Origin of the sequence: Bradyrhizobium sp. LB14.3, assembly GCF_040547985.1 — a bacterium.
Taxonomy (GTDB): Bacteria; Pseudomonadota; Alphaproteobacteria; order Rhizobiales; family Xanthobacteraceae; genus Bradyrhizobium.
The window spans coordinates 1-13,236 of the sequence record NZ_JBEPQT010000017.1; the positions used below are offsets into that span (position 1 = coordinate 1).

The window sequence follows — 13,236 nt, forward strand, 5'->3', positions numbered from 1 at the left end:
CCCACATCATCCTGACCAAGCCGATCAAGGGCTGCGCGCAGCTCAAGAGCTGGGCAATGCGGATCGCCAAGCGCGCCGGCATGAACAAGGCCAAAGTGGCGCTCGCGCGCAAGCTCGCCGTGATCATGCTTCGCATGCTCAAGGACAACGTACCTTTCAACTCGACTGCCAAGGCAACCGCCGCCGCAGCCTAAACAGGAGCGAACAGGTTTTCGGGCGGGTCACCACACCAGCCTTCCCGAAGCGAAGTCCCTTCGCCGGGACGATGGACCAGGTCAGGCCGTCATCCGGGTTGTCGACGCATCCCACGATGCGATCACGCTTCCGTAGATTGGCCGGCCTGCTCCTCTCTAGAACCCCATCAGGCGACGGCCTCCGCGCCGATCCCGTACAGAAGCAGGTTCCCGGCGAGAGGAATGACGCAAAAAGGGATTGACTAACCAAGGCCCGTTACAGAAGCCCGGATGGAGCGAAGCGAATCCGGGCTACGAAACTACTCTCGCACCCGCATCAACAGTCCCAGCCCCGCGACGAAGAACACCACCAGCACGGCCATGCCGGCCTTCTGGCTCGCCGTCACCGCGGTGATCACGCCGATCAGGAGCGGGCCGATGAAGGACGTCACTTTCCCCGTCAGTGCGAACAGACCGAAATACTGCGCGATGCGGTCCTTCGGCGCGAGGCGGATCAGGAGCGTGCGTGAGGCGGCTTGCAGCGGACCACCGGCTGCACCGATCAGGCAGCCCAGCACCAGATAAGCGCGTTCGGCCGCCGCGGCGAACATTGCACCGCCAGGCGCGGGCGGCGCGACCTCGATGAAGAAGATCGAATCCTTGTCGACCAGCAGGATCGCCGCCACCGCCAGCAGCAGGACCAGCATGCTGCCGGCGATCACACGCTTCGGCCCGATACGATCGTCCAGCTTGCCGCCAAGCCATGCGCCAAACGCGCCGGCGATCGCGAGCATGATGCCGAAGGTGCCGATCTGGATCGTGTGCCAGCCGAACGTGCCCGCGGCATAAATGCCGCCGAAGGCAAACAGCGACACCAAACCGTCGGTGTAGATCATGTTGGCGAGCAGAAACGCCGCGAGCGATTTCCGCTGCGGCAGTCCCTTGATCGATTGCTTCAGCTCCGACAGGCCTTCGTGCAGCGCCTCGCGCACCGGGCGCTTCGCCGGATAGTCCGGCGTAAACAGGAACATCGGCGTCACGAAAAGGATGAACCAAAGTCCGGTCAACGGTCCGGCGGCGCGGTCGCCCTGATGGCTGGCGGGATCGAGCCCGAACAAAGGCGTGAGCCCGAGCAGCGTGCGGCCGGTCTCGGGATTGGCGGCGAGCAAACCGAGCACGATCATCAGGCTGACGATGCCGCCGATATAACCTGTCGCCCAGCCGGTGCCGGAGAGCCGGCCGAGCCGCTCCGGCGGGACCAGGGTTGGCATCATCGCGTTGTTGAAGAGGGTGGCGAATTCCGCGCCGACGCTGGCGAGCGCGACCGCGGTGAGCAGCGGCGGAATGATGGAGGGATCGCCGGGCTTTCCGATCCACAGCGTGCAGGATGCCAGCACCAGCACCGCGCCGAAGCCAGCGATCCATGGCTTCCTGCGGCCCGAAGCATCGGCAATGGCGCCTAGCAGCGGCGACATCAGCGCGATCGCGAGGCCCGCGGCAGCCATCGCAAAGCCCCACAGCGATTGGCCGGTAGCGGGATTCGGCGCAATGGCGGTGGCAAAATAGGGTGCGAACACGAAGGTCGTGATCAGCGTGAAATAAGGCTGCGCGGCCCAATCGAAGAAGATCCAGCTGACGACGGCGGCGCGCGGCGGAAAGGTCCGCTCCGCCTTGATGCGCGCATCCGAGGTAATCGTCGTCATCGTCCAGACCTCATCACGAACAGTTTTGCTTCTCTTGGGTCAAACCGTATAGCATTGCGGCGGCGCGTGTGAACTGGCCGAAGGCCGCGGCGGAAATTTGATGATGTCGTCTTTTTCGACACGGCGAGCATTTTTCGCCTTCATTGCCACTCTGGCGTTCAGCCTTCCAACCGCGACCGCGCAGGATGCGCGGCGAGCTTATGTGCCGCCCGCGCTCGACACGGTGCACGCCGTTCCCGCCGAGCATGGGATGGTGGTGGCGCAGGAGAAAATCTCGGCGCAGGTCGGCGCGGACATCCTGCGGCGCGGCGGCAATGCCGTCGATGCCGCGGTCGCGACCGGCTTTGCCATGGCGGTGACCTATCCGCGCGCCGGCAATATCGGCGGCGGCGGCTTCATGGTGATTCATTCCGCCGAGCGCAACGAAGACATCACCATCGACTATCGAGAGACTGCGCCGGCTGCGACCACGCCGCAGATCTTCCTCGGCGCGGACGGCAAGCCCGATGCGGCGAAGTCGCGGGATTCCGCGCTCGGCGTCGGCGTGCCCGGCACCGTCGCGGGACTTGCGCTGGCCCTGGAAAAATATGGCTCGGGCCAGTTCACGCTGGCGCAATTGCTCGAGCCCGCGATCGCGATCGCCCGCGACGGCTTCGTCGTCAGCGACGACATTGCCGACACACTGCCGGGCTGGCACCGGCGCCTGGCGCGCTGGCCCACCTCAGCCAAAATCTTCTCGCGGCCTGATGGCACGCCACTCGGCGAAGGCGACAGGCTGGTGCAGAGCGATCTCGCCGAAACCCTGTCGGCCGTCGCCGCACAGGGTCCGCGCGGTTTCTATGAAGGTCCGGTCGCGGAAAAACTCGCCAAGGCCGTGAGCGACGCGGGCGGCATCATGACGCCGGCCGATTTGAAATCCTATCAGGCGGTGATCCGCGCACCGGTGCGCGGCACCTATCGCGGCTATGACATCGTGTCGATGCCGTTGCCGTCGTCCGGCGGCGTGGTGCTGGTGGAGACGCTCAACATCCTCGAAGGCTTCCAGCTCGTCGATTTGAAGCAAGGATCTCCGGCCTCGCTGCATCTGCTGATCGAGGCCATGAAGCGCGCTTATGCGGACCGTGCGCGCTATCTCGGCGATCCCGCCTTCGTCAACGCACCGATCGGGACGCTCATCGCCAAGGACTACGCCGCCAAGCTGCGGGCAACCATCTCCGCCGATCGCGCCACGCCGTCGAAGCAGCTCGTTTCCACCGCCACCTCGCCGCACGAGGGCAGCAACACCACTCATTTTTCCGTCGTCGACGGCAGCGGCAACGCCGTCAGCAACACCTATACGCTGAACTTCAGCTACGGTCTTGGCCTCGTCGCCGATGGCACCGGCGTGCTGCTCAACAACGAGCTCGACGATTTCACCGCAGCTGTCGGCGCTTCCAATGCCTACGGCCTCGTCGGCTTCGAGCCCAATTTGCCCGGGCCCGGCAAGCGGCCGCTGTCCTCGATGTCGCCGACTATCGTGCTGAAGGACGGCAAGCCGGTGCTGGTGACAGGCTCGCCCGGTGGCAGCCGCATCATCTCGACCGTGCTCCAGGTGATCGTCAACGTCCTCGACTACAAGATGGACGTTGCGGCCGCCGTGGCCGCGCCGCGGCTGCATCACCAATGGCTGCCCGACGAGGTGCGGATCGAGAGCGGCTTTCCCGACAATGTCCTGCTCGAGCTGAAGGCGATGGACCACCTCATCGTCGAGCCGATGGGGCAGACATCGGCGAACTCGATCGCGGTGACCGCCAACGGGCCGCTTGGCGCACGCGATCCACGCACGCGAGGCGCGGAAGCCGCGGGGCAGTAGCTCTGTCCCGGCATAGCGCGAAGGCCTGCTCGTGCTTGCGCAAGCCACCGCGCGTGCTACCACCGCCCGCATAAGGGAATTGCCGGGGAGACGCTCATGACCACGACCGATCCGACCGAGCGCATCGAACGCGCCGAGATCGAAGACACCAGCCTTCTTGCCTTCTATCGCGACATGAACGCACCGGAGCGCCGGACATTCTGGGCTTGCGCGGCAGGCTGGGCGCTGGACGGCATGGACTTCATGATCTACCCGCTGGTGATCGGCACCATCATCGCGCTGTGGAAGGTCGATGCGGGATCGGCCGGCCTCGCCGGCACCGTGACGCTGCTGGCGTCCGCCATCGGCGGCTGGCTCGGCGGTTATCTCTCCGACCATATCGGCCGGGTCAGGACGCTCCAGATCACTATCATCTGGTTCTCGGTGTTCTCGTTGGTCTGCGCGGTCGTGCAGAATTTCGAACAGCTCCTGATCGCGCGCGCGGTGCTGGGCCTCGGCTTCGGCGGCGAGTGGGCGGCGGGCGCCGTGCTGATGGGTGAAGCGATCCGGCCGCAATATCGCGGGCGCGCGGTCGGCTCGGTGCAATCGGGCTGGGCGGTCGGCTGGGGCCTCGCGGTGCTGTCGCAGGCGATCCTGTTCTCGGCTTTGCCGCCGGAGACGGCATGGCGCTGGATGTTCGTGATCGGCGCGCTGCCGGCGCTGCTGGTGTTCTACATCCGCCGCTCCGTCACCGAGCCCGAGGTCGCGGCCGAAGCCCGCGCCAAACAGGCCGCGAGTGGCAATCGTCCGGCGCTCTGGGAAATCTTCTCCGGCCCGATCCTGAAAACCACGATCCTGGCGTCGCTGATGGCGACGGGCTGCCAGGGCGGCTATTACGCCGTCACGTTCTGGGTGCCGCAATTCCTGACCAAGGAGCGGCACCTCTCGATCGTCGGCTCGACCGGCTATCTCTCGACGCTGATCATCGGATCCTTCATCGGCTATCTCGTTGGTGCCTGGCTTGCCGACCGGATCGGACGGCGCAATCTGTTCCTGATCTTCTCGATCGGCGCGATGGCGGTGGTGCTGCTCTACACGCAGCTGCCCCTGACCAACGAAATCCTGTGGGTGCTCGGCTTCCCGCTCGGCTTCTTCGCCTCGGGTTATTTCTCGGGGATCGGCGCGTTCCTGACCGAGCTTTATCCAACGCGGCTGCGCGGCTCGGGCCAGGGTTTTTGCTACAATTTCGGCCGCGGCATTGGCGCGCTGTTTCCGTTCCTCGTCGGCTCGCTCTCGGCGACGACGTCACTCGCGAACGCGATCGCTATGTTTGCAGTGGTGGCCTACGCGCTGTTCTTCATCGCCGCCTTCGCGCTGCCGGAGACCCGCGGGCGGATATTGCACGCGGACTAACGGGCACCATCGTCCCGGGGGCGGCGAGGAAACTTACCGCCCCACCTGATACGGCCCGCCCTTCTCAAGCGCACGGTTGTACGCCGGCCGCGCGTGAATGCGCTCCAAAAACGCCATCGCCTTGGGATGGCCGAGCTCGAGCCCGCCCCGCGCCTGGGCTGCCTCGAGCGGAAAGCTCATCTGGATGTCGGCCGCGGTGAACTCGCTGCCGGCGAACCACTCGCTCTTGCCGAGCTCGCCTTCCCAGTAATCCATGTGCTGCTTGAGCTGCGGATTGACGAGCGCGCTGAGCGCCTGGTTCGAGACTTTGCGTACCAGGGGGCGCAGCAGCGCCGGCGCGCGCTTCGGCATCAGCGTGAACAACAGCTTGAGCAGCAGCGGTTGCATCGCCGAGCCTTCCGCATAGTGCAGCCAGTAAGTGAAGCGCAGCCGCTCGGGCGTGTTCAGCGGCGGGACCAGCCGGCCGTTGCCGTAGGTGGCGATGAGATATTCGATGATCGCGCCTGATTCGGCGACGGTGTTGCCGTTGTCGGTGATGACGGGCGACTTGCCGAGCGGATGGATGGCGCGCAGCTCCTTCGGCGCGCGCATGTCCGGCTGGCGCTGATAGCGCACGATCTCGTAAGGCACGCCCAACTCCTCGAGCAGCCACAGCACCCGCTGTGAACGGGAATTGTTGAGGTGGTGTACGGTCAGCATCGCGTGGTCCCCGGGGGCTAGGCGTGGTCGATCGGCCGCGCGTTCGTGCCAGCCCGGGAACGCAATGTCGAGCCATCCGGCCGGATATTTTCACCCGGGTATATTGACGCCGAGAATTTACCCGGGTATTAAACTGTCCGACGTCGTCAATTTGGCAGTGATTTCGATGCAGAGGACTTTTACCGCATTCCAAGGCCCGCGCCGACTGGCGTCGGGACCGGCAGGAGAGGTCGCGCTGGTCGTCAAGCGGATCGCCCCATTGCCGGACGAGCCTATCATCATCTTCGAGGACGACACGGGCCGATCAATCGACTTCGATCTGCGCGGCGGGGATCGCGAGGTGTTGGCGCGGCTGACAAAGCTGGTCCCGCCTCCAGTTGAGGAGACGATACCGTCGAGCGAACCGCGTGGCCGCGGCCGGCCGAAGCTCGGCGTGGTCGCGCGGGAGATCACGTTGCTGCCGCGGCACTGGGAGTGGCTCAACGCGCAAGCAGGCGGCGCCTCGGTCGCGCTGCGAAAGCTCGTCGACGAAGCGCGCCGCGCGAGCGGCGACAAGGACCGCGAGCGTCAGGCGCGCGATGCGGCCTATCACTTCATGTCGACCATGGCCGGCAATCTGCCGCAGTTCGAGGAAGCTTCGCGCGCGCTGTTCGCGGATGACCGGCGGCGCTTCACCGGACTGATCGCAGATTGGCCCACTGACATCCGCGATCACATCGTCAAGCTCGCCTATAGCGACCGCGCCTAGGCGCGCCTTTACTCACAAACCCATCGACGGTCGAGCCGCGCATTGCGCGGCAACGGCTTCGCATGCCCTGATGAAAGACACATCCATGTCCGCCTCCAAACCGCTCCGGACGACGTTCCTGCGCTTCCTCGCACCGTTGATGCTGAGCAATGCGCTGCAATCGCTGTTCGGCACCGTCAGCAACGCCTATCTCGGCCAGATGATCGGCGTCGACGCGCTCGCGTCGGTCTCGGTGTTCTTCCCGGTAATATTCTTCCTGTTCGGTTTCGTCATGGGGCTGAGCACCGGCGCCACGGTCCTGATCGGCCAGGCCCATGGCGCGAGCGAGCAGGGTCGGATCAAGATTGTCGTGGGCACCACGCTCGCGGTCGGCCTGTTGCTGTCGATTTCGATTGCGCTGATCGGCGGGATCTTCAGCCGGCAATTGATGATGATGCTTGCGACCCCCGCGGACATTCTCGACCAGGCCAGCGCGTATGCCCGTGTCATGCTGTTCACCATGCCGCTCGGCTTCGTCTTCCTGCTGATGACAGCGATGATCCGCGGCGTCGGCGATGCGCTGACGCCGCTGCTGGCGCTGGCGTTGTCGACCGCGATCGGCTTGATCCTGACGCCAATGCTGATCCACGGGTCGCTCGGATTGCCGGCGGCCGGAATCACCAGCCCGGCCTGGGCGGCGGCGATCGCCAACGCGCTGACGCTGATCCCGCTGGCCGCCTATCTGCTGCGGAAGAAACATCCGTTGGCACCGGACGCTGCACTGCTGCGTCATCTCCGGCTCAATCGTGTGGTGCTGGGACAAATCCTCGGTATCGGACTGCCGAGCGCGATCGGCATGGTGGTGATGGCGATCGCCGAGCTGGTGCTGCTCGGCCTCGTCAACACCTATGGGTCCGACGCCACCGCCGCCTATGGCGCGGTCAACCAGGTGATGGGCTATACCCAGTTCACGGCGATATCGATTTCGATCGCGGTCTCGATCCTCGGCGCGCAGGCGGTTGGCCGCGGCGACAGAACGCGGCTCGATGGCATCGTACGCACCGGCCTCATGTTCAACATCGTCCTGACAGGCGGGCTGGTGGCGCTGATCTATCTCGCGCCGCGCGCCGTGCTCGGTGTCTTCATCACTGACGACATCGTGCTCGATCTCGCGAAGAGCTTGCTCCAGATTGCGTTGTGGAGCTCGGTGCCGTTTGGCCTTGCGACCGTGTTTTCAGGCGCGATGCGCGCTGCCGGCGTGGCGCTGACGCCGATGCTGCTCTCGATCGTCGCCATTGTCGCAATCGAGCTGCCATCTGCGGTGATCCTGAGCCGCACGATCGGCCTACAGGGTGTGTGGGCCGCCTATCCGATCGTGTTTTGCGCCATGTTCCTTTTGCAGATGGGCTATTACCTTCTGGTGTGGCGCAAGCGAACGATCCGGCGTCTGATCTGACGACATCATCAAGAGATTACGACCGTCATTAAGCGGTGGACCCGTGGCGCGCGCTGCGCCACAATGTGAAAAACCGACGTCAGGGAGAACGATTTTGACCCGCACAGCCCCGCAATTCCTGTTCGATTTCGGCAGTCCGAACGCCTATCTCAGTCATCTCGCGATTCCGGCGATCGAGCAGCGCATCGGTGTCAAGTTCGAGTACGTGCCGATCCTGCTCGGCGGCATCTTCAAGTCGACCAACAACAAGTCGCCGGCCGAGACGCTCGCCGGCATCAAGAACAAGCGCGAATTCCACACGGTCGAGACCGAGCGCTTCGTCAAGCGCTTCCAGGTTCAACCCTATGTCATGAATCCCTTCTTCCCCGTCAACACGTTGAACCTGATGCGGGCGGCGATCGCGGCGCAGCTCGAAGGCGTGTTCGAGACCTATGTCGCGGCCGCCTTCCATCACATGTGGCGCGAGCCGAAGAAAATGGACGATCCTGAAATCGCGGCGAAGGCGCTGGCGTCTTCCGGTCTCGACGCCCAAAAGCTGTTCGCCCGCGCGCAAGAGCCCGAAGTGAAGGGCAGGCTGATCAAGAACACCGAGGAGGCCGTCGCGCGCGGCGCGTTCGGCTCGCCGACCTTCTTCGTCGGCGACGAGATGTTCTTCGGCAAGGAGCAGCTGCGCGAGGTCGAGGAGATGGTGTCGGGAAAGTAGCCCGCTCATTCTCCAGCGACAGAATGTGATCGCGGCAGCATTCTGGATTGCTTCGCTTCGCTCGCAATGACGACTATAGATAGTTCGCCAAGAACAACAGTAAGAACTATTGCAAGCATAACAGCAAGAGCAACAACAAGGACAATCCCATGCGTATCCTCGTGGTCGGTGCCGGCGCCATCGGCGGCTATTTTGGTGGCAGGCTGTTGCAGGCCGGCCGCGACGTCACCTTCCTGGTCCGGCCGCGGCGCGCCAGCGAGCTCGCGAGCGCCGGCCTCGTCATCAAGAGCCCGAATGGCGACGTGACGCTGAAGGATCCGCCGCGGGTCGAGGCCGACGAGCTCAAGGACAAGTTCGACGTGGTGCTGTTGAGCTGCAAGGCGTTCGATCTCGACGACGCCATCAAGTCGTTCGCGGCGGCGGTCGGGCCCGACACGGCGATCATTCCGATGCTCAACGGCATGAAGCATCTCGATATCCTCGACGGCAAGTTCGGCAAGGAGCGCGTGCTCGGCGGCCTCTGCGCCATCGCCGCGACGCTCAACGAGAAGCGCGAGGTGGTGCAGCTCCAGCCGATGCAGTCGATCAATTACGGCGAGCGCGACGGAAAGCTGTCGGATCGCGTCAAGGCGATCGACGAGGCCTTCAAGGACGGCATCAATGGTGCCACGGCCAGCCAGAACATCATGCAGGACATGTGGGAGAAGTGGGTGTTCCTCTCCTCGCTGGCGGCGTCCACCAGCCTGATGCGCGCCTCCGTCGGCAACATTCTCGCCGCCCCCGGCGGCAGGGACTTTTTGCTCGGCATGCTGGACGAGACCAGCGCGATCGCCACCGCCTCAGGCTACACGCCGGGCGGTCCGTTCTTCGAGCGCGTGAAGGGTAACCTCACCACCGAGGGTTCGCCTATGACGGCGTCGATGTTCCGGGACGTCAAGGCCGGCCTGCCGGTCGAGGCCGATCACGTCATCGGCGACCTCATCGCGCGCGCCGATGCCGCCAAGGTGCCGGTGCCGAAGCTGCGCATCGCGTACACGCATTTGAAGGCGTATGAGAAGCAGCGGGCGGGCTGACCGCACCTTCCGCTATTTGAAGTACGCGAGATAGTGCGAGACGGCCGTGATCTCCTCGTCGCTCATGTGATAGGCGACGTCAGCCATCGCGGCGCCTCCGCCGCCGACGCGCTGGTTGGTCTTGTAGTCGCGCAGCGCCTTGACCAGATATTCCTCGCGCTGACCCGCGAGTCGCGCGACGGCCTTGGTGCCGGCAAAGCTATCGGTATGGCATGAGGCGCAGCGGCGGCCGACGGCAACTTGCGCGCCCTTTTTCGACAGGTCCGGGTCTTTGTCTTCCTCGCCCTTTGGCGGCGTCATTTGCGCGAAATAAGCACCGAAATTGCGGACGTCCTCGTTGGTGATTTCCTCCGCGATGGGCTGCATCTGGTCGTTCTTGCGCGAACCAGCGCGGAAGAACACGAGCTGCCATTGCAGAAATTGATCGGGCTGGCCGGCGAGCGAGGGGATATTCTCGGTCTGCGAGATGCCGTTCTCGCCGTGACAGCCGGAGCAGACGGCGGCCTTCTCCTTGATCGCGGCGTTGTCGGCGGCCTGGGCCGGGACGAATGCGAGCGCTGTGAGCGCGAGCGCGTTGATAGCGAGCGAGATGACCTGCCGGCGCATGATTGAAGATTCCGCTTTGACGAGTTCGTCATTCCCGGAGCGCGCCTGAGGACGAACCCGGACTCGATAACCCTCGTTCGTGGTTTTGGGTTCCAGACTTGTACGCAGGCAGCGCGCAGATTCGGAACCACAGCGTGCGAAATTGAAAACGAGAAAGGCTGCGGTGCCCCTCTGCCCCGCAGCCTCGCGTCCTTGTACGCTACTTCTTGCTGTAGCTGATGCGGTAGATCGCGCCGGCCCAATCGTCGGCGACGAGGATCGAGCCGTCCTTGGCGAGGATGATGTCGTCGGGACGGCCGAGATAGCCCTGGTCGCCCTCGATCCAGCCGGAAGCAAACACCTCCTGCTTGGCATTCTTGCCGTCGGGTCCGACGATCACGCGCATGATGCGGCCGCCCTGGTATTTGTGACGATTCCAGGAGCCGTGCTCGGCGATCAGGATGTTGTTCTTGTACTCAGGCGGAAATTGATCGCCGGTATAGAACTTCATGCCGAGCGGAGCGACGTGCGCGCCGAGGTTCAGCACCGGCGGCGTGAACTCGGAGCACTTGTGGCCCATCGCGAACTTCGGATCGGGCAGGTCACCCTGATGGCAATAGGGATAGCCAAAGTGCTCGCCCATCTTCGAGATCATGTTCAGCTTGTCGCTGGGTAGATCATCGCTGACCCAGTCACGCGCGTTCTCGGTGAACCAGTACTTGCCGGTACGCGGATCGACGTCGCCGCCGACCGAGTTGCGGACGCCGAGCGCATAGACTTCGGCATTGCCGGTCTTGGGATCGACGCGGCGGATTTGCGCGACGCTGGTTGGGGGCACGCCGATGTTGAAGGGCGGTCCGAACGGAATGTAGAACCAGCCTTCCTTGTCGACCGCGATGTATTTCCAGCCGTGCGCGGCATAGGACGGCATATCGTCATAGACGACCTTGCCCTCGCCGAGATTATCCATCTTGGCTTCGGCATCGTCGTAGCGGATCAGCTTGTCGACCGCGATGACGTAAAGCGCGCCGTCCTTGAAGGCCAGACCGGTGGGCATGTTCAGCCCCTTCAGGATGGTCTTGACCTCCTTCTTGCCGTTGTTGTCCTTGATGGCATAGACGTTGCCGAGGCCGAACGAGCCGACGAACAGCGTGCCCTTGTCACCCCAGGCCATCTGCCGCGCGGCCAGCACACCGGACGCGTAGACCTCCATCTTGAAGCCCGCCGGCAGCTTGACCTTCTTGACGATATTGGCGAGTTCGGCCTCCGACGCGCCGGTCGGCGGACCCGACGGCGGCGCCAGGCCCTTCTGCGCCTCGGTCTCGTCGCCGAGGAACCAGTCATCCGGCGGATGGGTCCAGAACTCCTTGGTGCCGGATTCGTATTTCTTCAGCGGCTTGTTCTTGTCCTGCGCGTAGCCAGCGCTGGTCCCCGCAAGAAGGGCCACGGCCGCAAGCGCCAACACGGATCGATGGAACATCGATGTCATCGCGTCACTCCCTAAGGCAGCCGTCAGGGCTGCACGTTATTTTATTATGGCTAGTCGAGAGGCGAAGTTTTGAGTCTGTCGAGAGGACAGACGCAAAAAAGGTTAGCACATCTGCGAGCAGTGAGAAGCGCGCCGCATGCGATGCCATTGCCCTCGATAAAAATTGAGACGGATGTTCTCGGCCCGAGCACGACAGCGGCACGGTCTCGCTGCAACGCGGAATCGAGACAGCGCGTGGCCAATTTGCAGGCAGCAGGACGGTCGGGAACAAAAAAACGCGAAAACAACCCCATGCACAGTAGAACGGCGGAGGCCATTTTGGTCCCGGTGACCCCGGACAGGCATTTGAAGCGTCGAGCAAATTGGCAAAAGCGGCGACTACGGGGCGGCGGGGTAGGGACCATCGCCGAAAATCGTCTCGTGATAGCCTTTCGACCCCACATCGCGCGCCAGCGTGCTGCGAAAATCGCGGCCATCGCGAAGGCAGTTCAGGACATGGGCGAAGTCGAATGCGGGCCGCCAGCCCAGCTCGCGCATCGCGCGGTCGTTGACATAGACCCGGTCGATCTCGGGGAACAGCCGCCAGCCGCGCGCCGCATAGAGCTCCGCACAATCCGGATAGAGCTCGCGCACGACAGTGGCCGCATCGCGCGCAAGTGCTGCCAGATGGCGCTGCTCGAACGGGCTGGTGGCCGACACGATGTAGCGGGCAAACCCGATCTTCGGCGCCCGCTCGGCGGCGAGCAGATGGGCGTTCACCGCGTCCGCGATATCCAGCCGGCGATAGAGCAGCTCGTTGGCCTGCGCGTTCTCCGGCGCGTAAGCTGATCGCATTGCAGGATCGTCATCGTCTTCGGGGAAGAAGCGCGAGGTTCTCAAGATCAGGACCGGCAGGCCGCGCTCGCGACAGAACAGCTCGCAGAGAGTTTCGGCCATCAGCTTGGTCGTGCCGTAGATGTTCTTGGGCACCGCCGGCAGGTCCTCGGTGACCCACACCGCGGCTTGGCCGGCGTCGGGCCGAAGCTGCGAGCCGAACGCGCTGGTTGTGCTGGTGAAGACGAAGCTGCGCACGCCAGCGGACACCGCCGCTTCGAGCAGATTGAGCGTGCCGGTGACGTTGGTGTCGATGAAATCCTGCTTGGAGTGCGTCGCCACATGCGGCTTGTGCAGCGTCGCTGTGTGGATCACGGCGGTAACGCCGGCCATCTGGCCTCGCACGAAATCAGAATCGACGATCGAGCCGACGGCATCGGTGAAGGGCGATGCCTTCAAATCGATCCCAAGCACAGTTGAACCGCGTCCGCGGAGCGTGCGGAGAAGGGCCTCCCCGAGATGGCCGGCGCTGCCTGTGACCAGAACTGTCATTCGAGGCCCAATACAGCCG

At 64.0% G+C, this 13,236-nt stretch carries 11 protein-coding genes and 1 pseudogene; 7 read left to right on the forward strand and 5 right to left on the reverse strand.

Annotated elements, in window-relative coordinates:
• Positions 1-194, forward strand: a pseudogene (locus ABIB00_RS26260) (IS110 family transposase); the annotation flags it as partial.
• A gap of 299 nt (positions 195-493) precedes the next feature.
• Here the strand turns inward: ABIB00_RS26260 and ABIB00_RS26265 are convergent.
• Positions 494-1,876, reverse strand: coding sequence for an MFS transporter (locus ABIB00_RS26265; RefSeq protein WP_354106363.1), 1,383 nt, complete (start codon positions 1,874-1,876; stop codon positions 494-496).
• A gap of 100 nt (positions 1,877-1,976) precedes the next feature.
• Here ABIB00_RS26265 and ggt point away from each other — a divergent pair, with 100 nt between their 5' ends.
• Both ggt and ABIB00_RS26275 read left to right on the forward strand, forming a co-directional pair.
• A complete protein-coding gene (ggt, locus tag ABIB00_RS26270; protein WP_354106364.1) occupies positions 1,977-3,728 on the forward strand; it encodes a gamma-glutamyltransferase in 1,752 nt (583 codons plus the stop codon).
• A gap of 96 nt (positions 3,729-3,824) precedes the next feature.
• Positions 3,825-5,120 (forward strand): MFS transporter, encoded by a 1,296-nt coding sequence (locus ABIB00_RS26275; RefSeq protein ID WP_247352487.1) that lies wholly within the window; start codon positions 3,825-3,827, stop codon positions 5,118-5,120.
• A gap of 33 nt (positions 5,121-5,153) precedes the next feature.
• Here the strand turns inward: ABIB00_RS26275 and ABIB00_RS26280 are convergent, their stop codons facing one another.
• Entirely contained in the window at positions 5,154-5,819 is a 666-nt protein-coding gene (locus tag ABIB00_RS26280; RefSeq protein ID WP_354106365.1) for a glutathione S-transferase family protein, read from the reverse strand.
• Between the two features lie 166 nt (positions 5,820-5,985).
• Here ABIB00_RS26280 and ABIB00_RS26285 point away from each other — a divergent pair, with 166 nt between their 5' ends.
• From ABIB00_RS26285 to panE, 4 genes are all read left to right on the forward strand, one after another.
• Complete coding sequence (locus ABIB00_RS26285; protein ID WP_247444182.1) at positions 5,986-6,567, forward strand: DUF2239 family protein; 582 nt, start codon at positions 5,986-5,988, stop codon at positions 6,565-6,567.
• An 85-nt stretch (positions 6,568-6,652) separates the two neighbouring features.
• Positions 6,653-8,002 carry an MATE family efflux transporter gene (locus ABIB00_RS26290; RefSeq protein ID WP_354106366.1) on the forward strand — a complete coding sequence of 450 codons (1,350 nt, stop codon included), beginning with the start codon at positions 6,653-6,655 and terminating at the stop codon, positions 8,000-8,002.
• A gap of 94 nt (positions 8,003-8,096) precedes the next feature.
• Positions 8,097-8,705, forward strand: a complete 609-nt coding sequence (locus ABIB00_RS26295; RefSeq protein WP_247352494.1) for a 2-hydroxychromene-2-carboxylate isomerase — start codon at positions 8,097-8,099, stop codon at positions 8,703-8,705.
• 149 nt (positions 8,706-8,854) lie between these two features.
• Complete coding sequence (panE, locus tag ABIB00_RS26300; protein WP_354106367.1) at positions 8,855-9,778, forward strand: 2-dehydropantoate 2-reductase; 924 nt, start codon at positions 8,855-8,857, stop codon at positions 9,776-9,778.
• A 12-nt stretch (positions 9,779-9,790) separates the two neighbouring features.
• Here the strand turns inward: panE and ABIB00_RS26305 are convergent, their stop codons facing one another.
• The 3 genes from ABIB00_RS26305 to ABIB00_RS26315 all read right to left on the reverse strand — a co-directional run bounded on the left by ABIB00_RS26305 (position 9,791) and on the right by ABIB00_RS26315 (position 13,217).
• A complete protein-coding gene (locus tag ABIB00_RS26305) occupies positions 9,791-10,384 on the reverse strand; it encodes a c-type cytochrome (protein ID WP_247352498.1) in 594 nt (197 codons plus the stop codon).
• Positions 10,385-10,583: 199 nt separating this feature from the next.
• The gene (locus ABIB00_RS26310) at positions 10,584-11,852 is read right to left on the reverse strand and encodes a PQQ-dependent sugar dehydrogenase (RefSeq protein ID WP_247352500.1); all 1,269 of its coding nucleotides are present in this window, start codon (positions 11,850-11,852) and stop codon (positions 10,584-10,586) included.
• 378 nt (positions 11,853-12,230) lie between these two features.
• Positions 12,231-13,217 carry an NAD-dependent epimerase/dehydratase family protein gene (locus tag ABIB00_RS26315; RefSeq protein WP_354106368.1) on the reverse strand — a complete coding sequence of 329 codons (987 nt, stop codon included), beginning with the start codon at positions 13,215-13,217 and terminating at the stop codon, positions 12,231-12,233.
• Between the last annotated feature and the right edge of the window lie 19 nt (positions 13,218-13,236).